Genomic DNA, 14,689 nt, shown 5'->3' on the forward strand with positions numbered 1-14,689 from the left:
CCAGGATGTCCAGCTACGCCGACTTCATCGGCAAGACCGAGACCGTGCAGGACCGTTGCGACCCGCGCCTGATCACGGGTTTCGCCGCCACGCTGGGCATCGACCCGCCGACCGGCGCCATGCCGCCGCTGTGGCACTGGATGCTGTTCCAGGACTGGAAGAAGCCCGACGGCATCGGCCCCGACGGCCATCCGAAGCGCGGCGGCTTCCTGCCGCCCGTGCATCACCTGGCGCGCCGCATGTGGGCCGGCGGGCGCCTGACCTTCCTGGCGCATGGCATCGAGGCCGATGACATCGTGACCCGCCGCAGCACCATCCTGGACATCCAGGAAAAGAAGGGCGGCAGCGGCGAGCTGGTCTTCGTCACCGTCAAGCACGTCATCAGCGGCCCGCGCGGCCCGGTGCTGGAGGAAGAGCAGGACATCGTCTATCGCGGCATGGAGGGTGCGGCCGTGAAGGCAGCCCCCGCCGCGCCGGAGATTCCGGGTGCCGTCAGCACCACCGTGATGCCGGACAGCCTGATGCTGTTCCGCTACTCCGCGCTGACGGGCAACGGCCACCGCATCCATTACGACTACCCCTATGTCACCGGCGAGGAAGGCTATCCCGGCCTGGTGGTGCACGGGCCGTTGCAGGCGACCTTCCTGGCCGCGCATGCGCTGGCCATCGCGGGGGCAGGCGCGAAGCTGGCCAAGTTCAGCTTCCGCGGCCAGCGCCCGGCCTTCGACGGCCGCACGCTGACGGTGCTGGGCACGCTGGACGGCAAGGCCGCCAAGCTGGAGACCCGCGACCTGGACGGCGCGACCTGCATGAAGGCCGAAGCCACCCTTGCCTGACGGCTGCCCATCGAGGGGGCCTCGCCCCCCTCGATCGTCACCAGGGGGTTCGCCCCCCTGGCACTCCATGAGTTTTTCCTGACATGACGCCCCAACCCCGCGACGCCGCCGTGCACGGCATCATGCTCGCGGCCGCCGGTTACTCGATCATCGCCTGTGCCGATGCCGCCGTGAAATGGGTGCTGCCCCAGGTGGGCGTCGCCGGCGTGCTGCTGTGGCGCGGCATCGTGGGCGCCATGGTCGTCGCCATTCTGTTCCGCGGCCGGGTCTGGCCGAAGAACCGCCGCGTGGTGTTCGGCCGTTCCATCCTGCACGCGGCCGTCGCCATCATCTGGTACGTCGCCTGGATGCGCGGGGTGGGGCTGGCCGACAGCTATGCCGTGGCCGCGCTGGCGCCGATCATGATGACGCTGCTGGCCATCCCGATGCTGGGTGAGACGGTGGGCTGGCGCCGCGCCATGTCCTGCGCGATCGGCTTCTGCGGCACGTTGGTGATGTTGCAGCCGGGCGGTTCGCTGTGGCGGTGGGAAGCGCTGATGCTGATCGTGGCCGTGGTGGGCATGGCGATCAGCCGCGTGCTGACGCGCGTGCTGGCCCGCACCGACACGGCCGCCGCCGCCGCCTTCTGGCTGATGGCCGCCCATATCCCGCTCGGCCTGCTGGCGCTGCCCTTCTTTGAGGTCCCGGTCTCACTGCTGCCCACCAGCTGGGGGTCGGGGGTCGCGCTGCTGCTGTTCGGCTGCGCCAATGCCATGGCGCATATCCTGTTCGCGCGCGCCTATGGCCTGGCGCCCGTCGCGGCGCTGGCGCCGCTGGAATACACCGTGCTGCCTTTCGGTGCCGTGCTCGGCTATTTCCTGTTTTCCGAGATCCCGGCCTGGACGACCTGGCTCGGCGCCAGCATCGTGGTCGGCGCGGGCATCTACAACCTGCACCGCGAACGTATCAGAGCGAGGGAACGACGTGCCGCTCAGGCATGACATACGCCGGGGCGCCACCTGCATGCTGGCCGCCACCGCGCTGTTCACCATCATGTCCAGCATGGTCAAGCTGGTGGCGGACCGCATTCCCTTCAACGAGGTGATGTTCTTCCGCGTGGCGCTGGCCATGCCCATCGTCTGGATCATCGTGAAGCGGATGGGCGACACATCCGGCCTGCTGCAGACCAAGCGGTTCAAGGGCCATGTGTTCCGCGCGATGACCGGCACGCTGGCCATGGGCAGCAGCTTCTATGCCGTGACCCTGCTGCCGCTGCCGGAGCACACGGCGCTGTCCTACACGCAGCCGCTGTTCGTCACGCTGCTGTCCATCCCCTTCCTCGGCGAACGGCCGGGCATTCATCGCTGGTCCGCGGTGCTGCTGGGCTTCTGCGGCATTCTGGTGATTGCCTTCGGCCAGGGTGCCTTCAGCGCGGGCGTGGACCAGTGGATCGCCATCGGCATGTTCTTCGCGGTGGTGCAGGGCGTGTTCTCGGCGCTGACCACGCTGCTGGTGCGCGGCCTGTCCGCCACCGAGAAATCCACCACCATCGTCATGTGGCAGTCCATCCTGATGACGTGCTTCGTGGGCGTGACCATGCCCTTCGTCTGGGTCACGCCGCAGGGCACGGAATGGCTGCTGCTGCTGGGCATCGGGCTGACGGGCGGCGTGGCGCAGGTGCTGCTGACCGAAGCCTATGCGTCCGCGCAGGTCAGCTCGCTCGGGCCCTATTCCTATACCTCGATCCTGTGGGCCAGCTTCCTGGGGCTGATGATCTGGGGCGTGCTGCCCGGCATGCCGATGGTCGTGGGCTCTGGCATGATCATCGCGGCTGGGCTCTATATCCTGCACAGGGAAATGAGACGGGTGAAAAAGCAGTGAACATCCCCTTCCTCCGCCAGGATGAGGCCGAGTACGGACGCGCGCAGAACGTGGCCCCGGGGGTGCGGCGCGTGCTGTGCCAGAACCCCGGCCCCTTCACCTGGCGCGGCACCAACAGCTACATCGTGGGCGAGGGCCGGGTGGCCATCATCGACCCCGGCCCGGCCGACGAGGCGCAGCTGGCGGCTCTGCTGGAGGCCACCGCCGGCGAGGTCGTGACCCACATCATCATCAGCCACACCCACCGCGACCACTCGCCGGGTGCGAAGGCGCTGCAGGCGCTGACCGGCGCGCAGACCTATGGCTTCGGCCCGCACATGACGCCCAGGGAGGCAGGGGGTGAAGGCGGTGACCATGATTTCAAGCCGGATGTCCGCGTGGCGGACAACGAGGAGATCGCGGGCGACGGCTGGCGCCTGACCGCCCTGCACACGCCCGGCCACTGCGCCAACCACCTGTGCTTCGGCATGGAGGGCAACGGCGTGCTGTTCAGCGCGGACCATGTCATGAGCTGGTCCACCACCGTGGTCAGCCCGCCCGACGGCAACATGCGCGCCTATATGAACAGCCTGGCCCGCCTGCGAGACCGTGAGGGCCAGGACAGCCTGTACCTGCCCGGCCATGGCCCGCCGCTGGCGGAGCCCATGCCCTTCCTGGACGCGCTGGCCGTGCACCGCCGCCGGCGAGAGGCGCGGGTGGTGGCGGCGCTGCGCGAGGTCGGGCCGAGCACGGCGCTGGCGCTGGTCGGGCCGGTCTATGGGCCGATGGACCCGAAGCTGGTGGGGGCTGCCAGCCGCAGCCTGCTGGCGAATTTGGAAATGCTGGCGGAAGAGGGTGTGGTGACCAGGGAAGGGGATGCCTGGGCGATGGCGTAATGCTGGGGCTTTGCCCCAGACCCCACCAAGGGGCGCTGCCCCTTGGAGCCCCGCCAGGACCGTAGCGGCCCTGGACCCCGAGCAGATTGATTTTAGCAATAAGATTGTGCCCCGCTTACCCAGCTGAGGCCCCAAACTCTTATCAGGTCCAGGAGATATTATCTCCTGGCGGGGTGGTCAGGGGCAGCGCCCCTGACTGGGGGCCTCGGGGGCAACGCCCCTGAGTGCTTTCACCCCTTCACCCCTTCACCCCTTCACCCCTTCACCCCTTCACCCCTTCACCCCTTCGCCACTTCCAGCAACCCGTCCACTGCCTCCGCCGGGCAGTCATACCGGCACACCAGCCGGATCGTGTCCTCCGCGCGGCGATAGAAGTGGAAGTTCTCCGCGATCAGCCGGTCGATCGTGGCCGGCGGCAGCTTCGCGAAGATGATGTTGGCGTCCACCTGTTCCAGCAGCTCCACGCCCGGGATGGCGGCCAGCCCCCGCGACAGGCGGGTGGCCTGCGCGTTGGCCTGGGCGGCCAGCTTCAGCCACAGCCCGCCTTCGACATAGGCCAGCAGCTGCACGGCGGCGAAGCGCATCTTGGACCAGGTCTGCCCGGCGCGGCGCAGCAGGAAGCGCAGCGGCTCCACCAGCTCCGGCTTGAACACGACAATCGCATCCGCCGACATGGCGCCGTTCTTGGTGGCGCCGAAGGACAGGATGTCGACGCCGATCTTCGTGGTGATCTCGGCCGGGCCGCAGCCCAGCCGCGCCAGGGCATTGGCGAAGCGCGCGCCGTCCAGGTGGAAGTGCAGGCCCTTCTGCTTCGCAAGCGCGCCGATGCCGGCCAGCACCTCCGGGGCATAGACCCGGCCGCGCTCGGTCACCTGCGTCACGGACACCGCATCGGGCTGCGCGCGCTGGGTGTTGCCGATGCCGGCGCCCTCCAGCCCCGCGGCCAGTGCCGCGGCGTCGAACATGCCGCCCGCGCCCGGCAAGGGCAGCAGCGATCCGCCGGCGCTGAACGCCGTGACCGCGCCGCCTTCCGAAAGGCGGATATGCGCGCCCTCATGGCAGAACACGCCGCCGAAGCTGCGCAGGCAGGCGGCCAGGGCCAGGGCGTTGGCGGCGGTGCCGGTCGCGACCGGGAACACCCGGCAGGGCGCGCCGAACATTTCGGAAAAGCGCGCATCCAGCTCCGCGCTGACTTCATCGGCGCCATAGGGCGGCTGGGTGCCGGTATTGGCCGCCACCAGGGCCGCCATGATCGAGGGCTCGACCATCGCCACGTTGTCGCTGCGGAAATCGCCCCGGCTTTGCTTCACGGACATACATGCTCCCTCGCTTCGCCGGAAATCTGCGCCCACACGGCTGAAGCGTAAAGCGGGCCACCCGCGCACAACTATTGCGCGATTCGGACCGAAATCTTTCGGCACTCCTTGACTCTCGATGAAATTGCGCGAAACCAGCAGCAGTTTTTGCGCATTTCGCGCAGTCCGGAGGGAACCCCCATGCAGATCCCCATCAAGAAAGCCATCGAGCGCGTGCCAGGCGGCATGATGGTCGTCCCGCTCGCCATCGGCGCGCTGATCGCGACCTTCTTCCCCGAGACCCCGCGCTATTTCGGCTCCTTCACCGGCGCCCTGTTCTCCGGCGCGCTGACCATCCTGGCCGTGTTCTACGTCTGTATGGGTGCCAGCATCGACTTCAAGGCGACCCCCTACATCCTGAAGAAGGGCGGCACGCTGTTCGCGGTGAAGATCGGCATGGCGGCCCTGCTGGGCGTGATCTTCGGCCAGATCCTGGGCGAGGCGCCGATCTCCTCCGGCATGTTCGCGGGCCTGTCCACGCTGGCCATCGTGGCCGCGATGAACGACACCAACGGCGGCCTGTACATGGCGCTGATGGGCCAGTACGGCGAACCCCGCGACGTCGGTGCCTACACCGTCATGACGCTGGAATCCGGCCCGTTCCTGACCATGATCACGCTGGGTGTGGCGGGCCTGTCGGCCTTCCCGATCCCGACGCTGATCGGCTCCATCCTGCCGCTGGTGGTGGGCATGATCCTGGGCAACCTGGACAAGGACATGCGTGAGTTCCTGTCCCGCGCCATCCCGGTCATGATCCCCTTCTTCGCTTTCGCTCTGGGTTCGGGCCTGGACCTGGGCAAGGTGTGGCAGGCCGGCCTGCTGGGCCTGGGCCTCGGTCTCGCGGTGGTGGTCGTCACCGGCATTCCGCTGTTCTTCGCTGACCGCGCCATCGGCGGCACGGGTGTCGCGGGTGTCGCCGCGGCGTCGACCGCCGGCAATGCCGCGGCCGTCCCGGCCATCGTGGCCTCGGCCAACCCGATCTACGCCCCGGCCGCCGCCCATGCGACCATCCTGGTGGCGGCTGCCGTGATCGTGACCACGGTGCTGGTGCCGCTGCTGACGGCCTGGACCGCGAAGCGCGTGCATGGCACGCCCGACGGCGCACCGCCGGCGCAGAAGATCGGCTGAGGGAGCACGCGATGACCCGCCGCTGGCTGATCCTGGCCGACGACCTGACCGGTGCCGCCGATTGCGGCATCGCCTTCGCGAAGCGCGGCCTGGCGGCCACGGTGGGCTGGGGCAACGGCGCCGATGCGCCGGGCGCCGCCGTGCTGGTCATCGATGCCGATAGCCGCCGCCTGTCGGCCGAGGCGGCGGGCATCCGCCACCGCACCCTGCTGGAGGCGCACCACGCCCCCGGCACCCTGCTGATCAAGAAGATCGACAGCACCCTGCGCGGCCAGCCCGCGCAGGAACTGGCCGACACCGCCCGGGCGCTGCGCGCGCGCGGCGCGGGGTCGCTCGCCATCCTGGCCCCCGCCTTCCCGGCCACCGGCCGCACGACGGAGGGCGGCTGCGTGCTGATCAACGGCGCGCCGCTTGAGAGCACGCCGCTGTGGGCGCGCGACCACACCTATGAGAGCGCGGATCTGGTCGAGGTGATGGCCGGCGTGGGCATGCAGGCCCGCCTGGTGCCGGTCGAGACCGTGCGTGACCCGCAGGCCTTCGGTGCAGCCATCCGCGCGGCGCTGGCCGAGGGCGCCGATGCGCTGGTCTGCGACGCCGTGGTGCCCGCCGACCTCGGCGCCATCGCCACCGCGACCCTTCCCTTCGCCGAGCAGGTGTTCTGGATCGGGTCCGGCGGCATCGCGGCGGCGCTTGCGGGCTGCCTGCCCCAGGCCGCCCAGCCCTGCCTGCCGCCGGCCGGCCAGGGCGGCGTGCTGATGGTGGTGGGCAGCGTGGCCGAGGCCTCCCGCGCCGCCGCCCGCAAGCTGATCGCGACCGGTGAGGTGCATCACGTCGTGGTGCAGCCCGAGTCGCTGCTGGCCGGCCCGCCGCCCGAGGAAGCCGCGCGCATCAGCGCGGACATCGCGGGCCCGCTGTCGCGCGGGCAGGACGTGCTGGTCGAGATCGCGGCCGATGCCGATGCCGACCTGTCGGTGGGCGCGGCCCTGGCCACCGCGCTCGCGCGGCTCCTGGCGCCCGCGGCGCCCCATCTCAGCGGCCTGTTCGCGACGGGCGGCGAGACCGCCTGCGCATTGCTTTCCGAACTCGGCATCCATGGCATCGACCTGGTGGACGAGATCGAGCCGGGCGTTCCGCTCGGCATCACCCGGGGGGCCTTCGCCTTCCCGGTCATGACAAAAGCCGGCGCCTTCGGCGGACCGGATACCATCCAGCATGCGCGCACCCGCCTGCGCGCCATGCATCATGCAGGGGCAAAGTGAGATGAGCGCAACGCAGGACACCCGCCCGATCGTGGCGATCACCATGGGTGACGCTTCGGGAATCGGCCCCGAGATCATCATGAAGGCCCTGGCCCACGCCGAGACCTATGCGATGTGCCGCCCGCTGGTGGTGGGCGACGCCACCCGCCTGCGTGAGGCCGGTGAGATCGTCGGCAGCAAGCTGGTGGTGAACGCGCTGGAGACGCCCGCCGGCGCTTCCTATGCGCTGGGCACCGTGGACTGCATCGACCTGAAGCTGATCCCGGCGGGCCACCCGTTCGGCCAGCTCAGCACCCTCTCGGGCGAGGGCGCCTTCCGCTACATCGAGCGCGCGACGCGCCTGGTGGAAGCCGGTGAGGCCGATGCCATCTGCACGGCCCCCCTGTCGAAGGAAGCCCTGCACGCTGCCGGCCACAAGTATCCCGGCCACACGGAAATGCTGGCCCACCTGACCGGCACGCCCGAGGTGTCCATGATGCTGGTGGCGCCCAAGCTGCGCGTCATCCACGTGACCACGCATATCGGCCTGATGGACGCCATCCGGAAGATCGAGCCGGGCCTGGTTGAGCGCGTGATCGCGCGCGGGCATGCTACCCTCGTGAAGTCCGGCATCGCGGACCCGCGCATCGGCGTCTGCGGCATCAACCCGCATGCCGGTGAGAACGGCCTGTTCGGCCAGGGCGAGGAGGAGCAGAAGATCATTCCGGCCGTCGAGAAATGCGTCGCGAAGGGTTGGAAGGTCACGGGCCCGCTGCCCGCGGACACGCTGTTCTTCCGCGCCGCGCGCGGTGACTTCGACCTGGTGGTGGCCATGTACCACGACCAGGGCCACGGCCCGGTGAAGGTGATGGGCCTCGAAGCCGGCGTGAACATCACGGTGGGCCTGCCCGTCATCCGCACCTCGGTCGACCACGGCACCGCCTTCGACATCGCCGGCAAGGGCATCGCCGATGACGGCAGCCTGATCGAGGCGCTGAAGCAGGCGACCGACCTGGCGCCGAAGCGCCGCCACTGATGCGGCGCCACTGATGAAACGTCGTCGCACCAGACGCGACGAGATGCTGGAGGCCATCGCCTCCGGCTGTTCGGATGTGGAGACGCTGGCCGAACGTTTCGGCGTCTCCGCCTCCACCATCCGGCGGGATCTGCAGGCCCTGTCGGAGAAGCAGGCGGTGGCCCGCACCTATGGCGGCGCGATCCTGGCCGCGCCCGACCGCGAGACCAGCCTGCGCACCCGCAGCGGCCAGCACCGCAACGAGAAGGCGGCCATCGCGGCCGCCGCCCTGGCCCTGGTGCGGGAAGGCGAGACGCTGATCCTGGATGGCGGCTCCACGGTCGAGGCCTTCGGCCGGCTGCTGCATGGCCGGCGCCATCGCGTCATCACCAGCAACCTGCCGCTGATCCCGCTGCTGGCGGGCGCCGAGGGGATGGAACTGATCGTGCTGGGCGGAACGGTCCGGCCCATCAGCATGGGCACCACCGGCCCGCTGGCCGAGGAGTCCCTGCGCCGGCTTTCCGCCGCGCGCTGCTTCATGAGCGCGGACGGCGTGGTGCCCGGGCGCGGCCTGTGCGAGGCCACGCTGGAACAGGTGGCGCTGAAGGAATTGATGATGGCCCAGTCGCAGGAGGTGGTGGTGCTCGCCGATGCCTCCAAGCTGGGCCGCGCGGGCCAGCCCTGCTGGGCACCGCTGCCCGCGCAATGGACGCTGGTGACCGACGCCGACGAGGCGGCCTGCGCGCCGTTCCGCGCGGCGGGCGCGCGGGTGGTGAGAGCCTAGCCGGGGCGCTAGGCTCGGCCCATGGAAGCCGACCACCCCTTCACCGCCCGTTGCCTGCTGCGCGCTGCCCCCGCCGCGACATTGGCGACCCAGCAGGAGGGCCAGCCTTTCGCCAGCCTCGTCACCCATGCCGTCGCGCCTGACGGCTCGGTGCTGCTGTTCCTTTCCATGCTGTCCCAGCACACCCGCCATCTGGTGGCGGAGCCGCGCTGTTCCCTGATGGCCGTGGGCTACGCCCCCGGCCCCAACCCGCAGACGGCCCCGCGCGTGACCGTCACCGGCCTGGCGGAGAAGGTCGACGACCCGGCGCTGAAGGCGCGCTGGCTGGCGCGCCACCCCTATGCCGCCCAATATGCGGGGTTCGGTGATTTCGCCCTGTGGCGCATCCGGCCGGTGCAGGCCCTGCTGGTGGCGGGTTTCGCCGCCGCGCACCGGCTGCGTCAGGCCGATTACATGCCCGACCCCGCCGCCGTGGCCGCCATCGCCGCTGCCGAGCCCGGCGTGATCCAGCACATGAACGAGGACCACCGCGACGCCATGGCCGCCATCGCCGGCGATGACCGGGACTGGCGCATGGTGGGGCTGGATGTGGACGGCTGCGACCTGGCGGCGGGGGAGGCGACCTTCCGCCTCGGCTTCTCGGCGCCCGTCGCGGATGCCGGTGCCGTCAGGCGAGAGCTTGTGGAGGCCACGCGGCGCGCCCGTGCAGGCTGACGCCCGAATCTTGGGCAGAAGATCAGCGAATTGATCACGGCGCATGAGATGGGTTGTGTCAGGGGGCATAACCTATGCGTGTGCGCGACACAGCCAGACAAAGTTCGGATTGCGAACCCGGCCATACCGCCGTAATTCCGCCTCAAGGCCTGATTAACCGGTGGCGCGCGCTGGCATCTCACAGGCCGGCGGTACTGCCCTGCTGTCTGGAGAGACTGATGAGCAACCCTGCCCTCGCCGGTACTGGCGTGGAAACCACTGCCCCCATCCATTCCAACCTGACCGCCGCCGGCCTCACGGCCTTTGCTCTGCAGCGCGGTGAGGGCCGTCTCTCCGCCGATGGCGCCTTCATGGCGCTGACCGGCCAGCACACGGGCCGTTCGGTCCAGGACAAGTTCGTCGCGGACGACCCCGAGGTCACGAACGAGATCTGGTGGGGCAAGGTCAACCAGAAGCTGGCGCCCGAGAAGTTCGCGGGCTTCGTCTCCCGCGTGCAGGGCTGGCTCGGCCAGCGGGAAATCCTGTTCACCCAGGACCTGTATGCCGGCGCCGACCCGGCCCACCGCATCAAGGTGCGGCTGGTGACCACCAATGCCTGGCACGCCATGTTCGCCCGCAACATGTTCATCCGCCCCGAGCGCGCGGAGCTGGACGGTTTCGTGCCGGACTTCACCATCCTGCACGCCCCGGAATTCGAGGCCGACCCCGCCATCGACGGCTGCCGCAGCAAGACGCTGATCGGCCTGTCCTTCGCGAAGAAGATCATCTGCATCGCCGGCACCAGCTACGCCGGTGAGATCAAGAAGAGCATCTTCACCGTCATGAACTGGCTGCTGCCGGCGCGCGGCGTGCTGCCCATGCACTGCTCGGCCAATGTGGGCCAGCACAATGACGTGGCGCTGTTCTTCGGTCTTTCCGGTACCGGCAAGACCACCCTGTCCTCCGACCCCGAGCGCGCGCTGATCGGCGACGACGAGCATGGCTGGTCCGACACGGGCGTCTTCAACTTCGAGGGCGGCTGCTACGCCAAGGTCATCAAGCTGAGCCGTGAGGCCGAGCCGCAGATCTGGGCCGCGTCGCACCGCTTCGGCGCCGTGCTGGAGAACGTGGTGGCCGATGAGCTCGGCAACCTCGACCTCGACAGCAACAAGCACACGGAAAACACCCGTTCCTGCTACCCGGTGGAGTTCATTCCGAACATCCATGTCGGCGGTCAGGCGGGCATTCCGAAGAATGTCGTGATGCTGACGGCCGATGCCTTCGGCGTGCTGCCGCCCATCAGCAAGCTGACCCCGGCGCAGGCGATGTACCACTACCTGTCCGGCTACACCGCGCGCGTGGCGGGCACCGAGAAGGGCCTGGGCGCCGAGCCGCAGGCCACCTTCAGCACCTGCTTCGGCGCGCCCTTCCTGCCGCGCCACCCCGAGGTGTACGGCAAGATGCTGGCCGAGCTGGTCGCCAAGTACGGCGCCCAGGTGTGGCTGGTGAACACCGGCTGGTCGGGCGGCGCCTATGGCACCGGCAAGCGCATGTCGATCCATCACACCCGCGCCCTGCTGCGCGGCGCGCTGGACGGCAGCCTGGCCAAGGTGGAATTCGCCACCGACCCGTTCTTCGGCCTGGCCATTCCCAAGAGCGTTCCGGGCGTGCCGGCCGAGGTGCTGAACCCGCGTGAGGCCTGGGCCGACAAGGCCGCCTATGACGAGACGGCGAAGAAGCTGGTGTCGATGTTCGAGAAGAACTTCGAGACCTTCGCCGGCGCCGTGGGCGACGACGTGAAGGCAGCGGCGATCAAGTCCGCGGCCTGAACCGGATCGGCGCCGTTCCTGATGGGACGGCGCCTTTTCTTTGGTTTGAACGATAGATGTTATCTATCGAAAACATAAATATCATCGCATTTTATCTATGATGAGGCGCGGATAGAACTGTCTTCAGAGAGGGAGGCCAACCGGCACCCCGCAGAGATAGGAGACAGTGACATGCGCAAGATTTCCATCATGACCCTGGCCCTGGCAGCGATGATGAGCATCGCCGGCGCTGCGGAAGCCCGGAACGTGGCGGTCTCCGGCCAGAACTGGATCATGGGCCAGAACCTGGCGATGAACGACCCGAACACGGGCGCCACCACCACCACCTTCGCCCAGGAACGCGCCCGCCGGCAGGCCATCCAGCAGAGCATGGGCAGCCGCGGCATGCGGGTCGCGAGCCGCACCCGCCGCTGATACGAAAAAGGCCCGGAGGCATGCGCCCCCGGGCCTCGATGTCTCGGCGATGCGCCGGGATCAGGCCGAGGCCTTCTCCAGCAGGCCCTGCTTCACCAGGGCTTCCGCGATCTGCACGGCGTTCAGGGCCGCGCCCTTGCGCAGGTTGTCGGCCACGCACCAGAAGGCCAGGCCGTTCTCCACCGTGGGGTCCTTGCGCAGGCGCGACACATAGGTGTCGTCCTCGCCGGCGGCCTCCAGCGGGGTCATGTAGCCGCCGTCCTCGCGCTTGTCGAAGACGGTGATGCCCGGGGCCTTGCGCCAGGCGGCCAACGCCTGGGCCTCGGTGATCGGCGCCTCGAACTCGACATGCACGGCCTCGGCATGGCCGATGAACACGGGCACGCGCACGCAGGTGGCCACCACCTTGATGTCGGGGTCGAGAATCTTGCGGGTCTCGACCGTCATCTTCCACTCTTCCTTCGTGAACCCGTCATCCATGAACTTGTCGATGTGCGGGATCACGTTGAAGGCGATGGGCTTGGTGAAGATCTGCGGCTCGGCCGGCTGGTGCACGAAGCTGGACTTGGTTTGCAGGAACAGCTCGTCCATCGCTTCCTTGCCGCCGCCGGACGTCGACTGATAGGTCGACACCACGACGCGCTTGATCCGCGCGACCTCATGCAGCGGCTTCAGGGCCACGACCATCTGGATGGTGCTGCAGTTCGGGTTCGCGATGATGTTGCGCTTGCGGAACTGGGCCAGGTGATGCGGGTTCACCTCCGGCACCACCAGCGGCACGTCCGGCTCCATGCGGAAATGGCTGGTGTTGTCGATCACGACGCAGCCCTGGGCGGCCGCGCGCGGCGCATGCACGGCGGAAATCGACGCGCCGGGGCTGAACAGGCCGATATCGGTGCCGGTGAAGTCGAAGGTCTCGAGGTTCTGGACCTTGAGCACCTTTTTCTCGCCGAAGCTCACTTCCTGGCCAGCGGACCGGGCGGAAGCGAGGGGAATCACCTCGTCCACCGGGAAGTTCCGCTCGGCCAAGGTTTTCAGCATCTCGCGGCCCACTGCTCCCGTGGCTCCGACGACTGCGACCTTGTAGCCCATTGGCTTTGCTCCGGTTGGATGGAAGCGTGCTTCCTACGGCCATGAACATAAGGTTTCAACACGGTTCAGGCCCGATTGTGCGCAAGGCTGCCCCGCGTTATCCCCCGATGCCATGGATGTTGCAGCGCAGATCAGGCCCAACCCCGCCGAAGGGCCGCTTCCCGCCTATCGGGCCCGGGTGAAGGCCGGGGTCCTGAACGCGGACCCGGCCCAGCAGGCCGCGGCCGAAACCCTGCAGGAGCTGTGGCACCGCCTGCGCGGCTATGACCCCAAGCCCAGCGAGCCCGAGAAGCCCGGCGGCGGCCTGCTGGGCCGGCTGTTCCGCAAGCGCGGCGCCGAGGACGGCGTGAAGGAAGCGCCCTGCGGCCTCTATCTCGTGGGCCAGGTCGGGCGCGGCAAATCCATGCTGATGGACCTGTTCTTCGACGCGGCCGATGTGCCCCGCAAGCGCCGCATCCACTTCCACTCCTTCATGCAGGAATGCCACCAGCGCATCCACACCTGGAAGAAGGCGAACCCCAGCGGCGAGGACCCCATCCAGCCGCTCGCGGACCGCATCCTGGCCGAGGCCGCGCTGCTGTGCTTCGACGAGTTCCAGGTGCACGACATCACCGATGCCATGATCCTGGGCCGGCTGTTCGAGGCGCTGTTCGCCCGCGGCGTGGTGATCGTGGCCACCAGCAACACCGCGCCGGACGACCTGTTCAAGGGCAAGCCGGGGCGTGACGCCTTCCTGCCCTTCATCGCCATCATCAAGAAGCAGGTGGAGGTATTGGCGCTGGACAGCCAGCGCGACTACCGCCGCGACCGCATCCGCGGCCTGCCCACCTGGCATTCCCCCGCCGACGGCCGGGCCGAGCGCGCGCTGGACGCGGCCTACAGGGAACTGACCGGCGAGGCGCATGGCGCGCCGATGGTGCTGGAGGTGCTGGGCCGCAAGGTGGAACTGCCCGAGGCCGCGCGCGGCGTGGCGCGGGCCAGCTTCGACGACCTGTGCAACAAGCCGCTGGGCCCGGCGGACTTCCTGGCGGTGGCCACCCATTTCCACACCCTGGTGATGGACGACATCCCGCGCCTGAACCCCGACAATTTCGACCGCGCGCGCCGCTTCATCACCCTGATCGACGCGATGTACGAGCACCGCTGCAAGCTGGTGGCCAGCGCGGCCGCGACCCCCGACCAGCTGTACGAGCACGGCCAGAACGCGGCGATGTTCGAACGCACCGCCAGCCGCCTGATGGAGATGCAGAGCCAGGAATACCTGAAGCTACCGCACCTCTCCTGAGGCCTTCAGGTCTTCATACAGCCCGCGCGCCTCGGGCGGCGGGCCGCGCCGTTCGCCCAGCGCCAGCACCTTCCACACCCGCACCTCATCGCCCCAGGCGAAGGTCAGCACATCGCCCACCCGGACGCGGGCATGCGCCTTGTCGGTGGGCTGCCGGTTGAGGCGGAAGCCGCCGGCCTCGACCAGCTTCGCGCAGAGCGGGCGGGTCTTGGCCAGGCGCACATGCCACAGCCAGGTGTCGAGGCGGATCGCGTTTTCCATCTGGGGCGCATATTGGCGCCTCAG

The 14,689-nt window shown here is 68.9% G+C and carries 15 protein-coding genes; 12 read left to right on the plus strand and 3 right to left on the minus strand.

What is annotated here, in order from left to right; all coding sequences use genetic code 11:
- Positions 1–5: 5 nt before the first annotated feature.
- The 4 genes from EOD42_RS09620 (at position 6) to EOD42_RS09635 (ending at position 3,571) form a co-directional block, all read left to right on the plus strand.
- Positions 6–836, plus strand: coding sequence for an FAS1-like dehydratase domain-containing protein (locus tag EOD42_RS09620; protein ID WP_127787318.1), 831 nt, complete (start codon positions 6–8; stop codon positions 834–836).
- Positions 837–919: 83 nt separating this feature from the next.
- Positions 920–1,816, plus strand: coding sequence for a DMT family transporter (locus tag EOD42_RS09625; protein ID WP_240655101.1), 897 nt, complete (start codon positions 920–922; stop codon positions 1,814–1,816).
- Positions 1,800–2,696 carry a DMT family transporter gene (locus EOD42_RS09630; protein WP_127787319.1) on the plus strand — a complete coding sequence of 299 codons (897 nt, stop codon included), beginning with the start codon at positions 1,800–1,802 and terminating at the stop codon, positions 2,694–2,696. The genes EOD42_RS09625 and EOD42_RS09630 overlap by 17 nt, the downstream gene beginning before the upstream one ends.
- Positions 2,693–3,571, plus strand: coding sequence for an MBL fold metallo-hydrolase (locus EOD42_RS09635; protein ID WP_127787320.1), 879 nt, complete (start codon positions 2,693–2,695; stop codon positions 3,569–3,571). The genes EOD42_RS09630 and EOD42_RS09635 overlap by 4 nt, the downstream gene beginning before the upstream one ends.
- A gap of 278 nt (positions 3,572–3,849) precedes the next feature.
- Here the strand turns inward: EOD42_RS09635 and EOD42_RS09640 are convergent, their stop codons facing one another.
- Entirely contained in the window at positions 3,850–4,887 is a 1,038-nt protein-coding gene (locus EOD42_RS09640) for a threonine aldolase family protein (RefSeq protein WP_127787321.1), read from the minus strand.
- Between the two features lie 180 nt (positions 4,888–5,067).
- Between EOD42_RS09640 and EOD42_RS09645 the strand changes: the two genes are divergently transcribed.
- From EOD42_RS09645 to EOD42_RS09675, 7 genes are all read left to right on the plus strand, one after another.
- Positions 5,068–6,054, plus strand: a complete 987-nt coding sequence (locus EOD42_RS09645) for a 2-keto-3-deoxygluconate permease (RefSeq protein ID WP_127787322.1) — start codon at positions 5,068–5,070, stop codon at positions 6,052–6,054.
- A gap of 11 nt (positions 6,055–6,065) precedes the next feature.
- The gene (locus EOD42_RS09650) at positions 6,066–7,313 is read left to right on the plus strand and encodes a four-carbon acid sugar kinase family protein (RefSeq protein ID WP_127787323.1); all 1,248 of its coding nucleotides are present in this window, start codon (positions 6,066–6,068) and stop codon (positions 7,311–7,313) included.
- A gap of 1 nt (position 7,314) precedes the next feature.
- On the plus strand, positions 7,315–8,328 hold the full coding sequence (pdxA, locus tag EOD42_RS09655; protein ID WP_127787324.1) for a 4-hydroxythreonine-4-phosphate dehydrogenase PdxA: 1,014 nt from the start codon (positions 7,315–7,317) through the stop codon (positions 8,326–8,328).
- A 13-nt stretch (positions 8,329–8,341) separates the two neighbouring features.
- On the plus strand, positions 8,342–9,091 hold the full coding sequence (locus tag EOD42_RS09660) for a DeoR/GlpR family DNA-binding transcription regulator (RefSeq protein ID WP_127787325.1): 750 nt from the start codon (positions 8,342–8,344) through the stop codon (positions 9,089–9,091).
- A gap of 21 nt (positions 9,092–9,112) precedes the next feature.
- Positions 9,113–9,805 carry a HugZ family pyridoxamine 5'-phosphate oxidase gene (locus tag EOD42_RS09665; protein ID WP_127787326.1) on the plus strand — a complete coding sequence of 231 codons (693 nt, stop codon included), beginning with the start codon at positions 9,113–9,115 and terminating at the stop codon, positions 9,803–9,805.
- Between the two features lie 218 nt (positions 9,806–10,023).
- Positions 10,024–11,613 carry a phosphoenolpyruvate carboxykinase gene (locus EOD42_RS09670; protein WP_127787327.1) on the plus strand — a complete coding sequence of 530 codons (1,590 nt, stop codon included), beginning with the start codon at positions 10,024–10,026 and terminating at the stop codon, positions 11,611–11,613.
- 171 nt (positions 11,614–11,784) lie between these two features.
- Entirely contained in the window at positions 11,785–12,027 is a 243-nt protein-coding gene (locus EOD42_RS09675) for a hypothetical protein (RefSeq protein ID WP_127787328.1), read from the plus strand.
- 60 nt (positions 12,028–12,087) lie between these two features.
- On the opposite strand, the gene EOD42_RS09680 is transcribed toward EOD42_RS09675, so the two are convergent.
- Positions 12,088–13,119 carry an aspartate-semialdehyde dehydrogenase gene (locus EOD42_RS09680; protein ID WP_127787329.1) on the minus strand — a complete coding sequence of 344 codons (1,032 nt, stop codon included), beginning with the start codon at positions 13,117–13,119 and terminating at the stop codon, positions 12,088–12,090.
- 112 nt (positions 13,120–13,231) lie between these two features.
- Here EOD42_RS09680 and zapE point away from each other — a divergent pair, with 112 nt between their 5' ends.
- Complete coding sequence (gene zapE / locus EOD42_RS09685) at positions 13,232–14,404, plus strand: cell division protein ZapE (RefSeq protein WP_127787330.1); 1,173 nt, start codon at positions 13,232–13,234, stop codon at positions 14,402–14,404.
- Here the strand turns inward: zapE and EOD42_RS09690 are convergent.
- Positions 14,387–14,665 carry an RNA-binding S4 domain-containing protein gene (locus EOD42_RS09690; protein WP_127787331.1) on the minus strand — a complete coding sequence of 93 codons (279 nt, stop codon included), beginning with the start codon at positions 14,663–14,665 and terminating at the stop codon, positions 14,387–14,389. The two genes, zapE and EOD42_RS09690, sit on opposite strands and share 18 nt — an antisense overlap.
- Positions 14,666–14,689: the final 24 nt, after the last annotated feature.

Source organism: Rhodovarius crocodyli (assembly GCF_004005855.1).
Classification (GTDB): Bacteria; Pseudomonadota; Alphaproteobacteria; order Acetobacterales; family Acetobacteraceae; genus Rhodovarius; species Rhodovarius crocodyli.

Excerpts from the sequence above, each read along its gene's own strand:
- EOD42_RS09620 (WP_127787318.1), top strand. The coding sequence starts at position 6 with ATGTCCAGCTACGCCGACTTCATCGGCAAGACCGAGACCGTGCAGGAC.
- EOD42_RS09625 (WP_240655101.1), top strand. The coding sequence starts at position 920 with ATGACGCCCCAACCCCGCGACGCCGCCGTGCACGGCATCATGCTCGCG.
- EOD42_RS09640 (WP_127787321.1), bottom strand. The coding sequence starts at position 4,887 with ATGTCCGTGAAGCAAAGCCGGGGCGATTTCCGCAGCGACAACGTGGCG.
- EOD42_RS09645 (WP_127787322.1), top strand. The coding sequence starts at position 5,068 with ATGCAGATCCCCATCAAGAAAGCCATCGAGCGCGTGCCAGGCGGCATG.
- EOD42_RS09650 (WP_127787323.1), top strand. The coding sequence starts at position 6,066 with ATGACCCGCCGCTGGCTGATCCTGGCCGACGACCTGACCGGTGCCGCC.
- pdxA (WP_127787324.1), top strand. The coding sequence starts at position 7,315 with ATGAGCGCAACGCAGGACACCCGCCCGATCGTGGCGATCACCATGGGT.
- EOD42_RS09660 (WP_127787325.1), top strand. The coding sequence starts at position 8,342 with ATGAAACGTCGTCGCACCAGACGCGACGAGATGCTGGAGGCCATCGCC.
- EOD42_RS09665 (WP_127787326.1), top strand. The coding sequence starts at position 9,113 with ATGGAAGCCGACCACCCCTTCACCGCCCGTTGCCTGCTGCGCGCTGCC.
- EOD42_RS09670 (WP_127787327.1), top strand. The coding sequence starts at position 10,024 with ATGAGCAACCCTGCCCTCGCCGGTACTGGCGTGGAAACCACTGCCCCC.
- EOD42_RS09675 (WP_127787328.1), top strand. The coding sequence starts at position 11,785 with ATGCGCAAGATTTCCATCATGACCCTGGCCCTGGCAGCGATGATGAGC.
- EOD42_RS09680 (WP_127787329.1), bottom strand. The coding sequence starts at position 13,119 with ATGGGCTACAAGGTCGCAGTCGTCGGAGCCACGGGAGCAGTGGGCCGC.
- zapE (WP_127787330.1), top strand. The coding sequence starts at position 13,232 with ATGGATGTTGCAGCGCAGATCAGGCCCAACCCCGCCGAAGGGCCGCTT.
- EOD42_RS09690 (WP_127787331.1), bottom strand. The coding sequence starts at position 14,665 with ATGGAAAACGCGATCCGCCTCGACACCTGGCTGTGGCATGTGCGCCTG.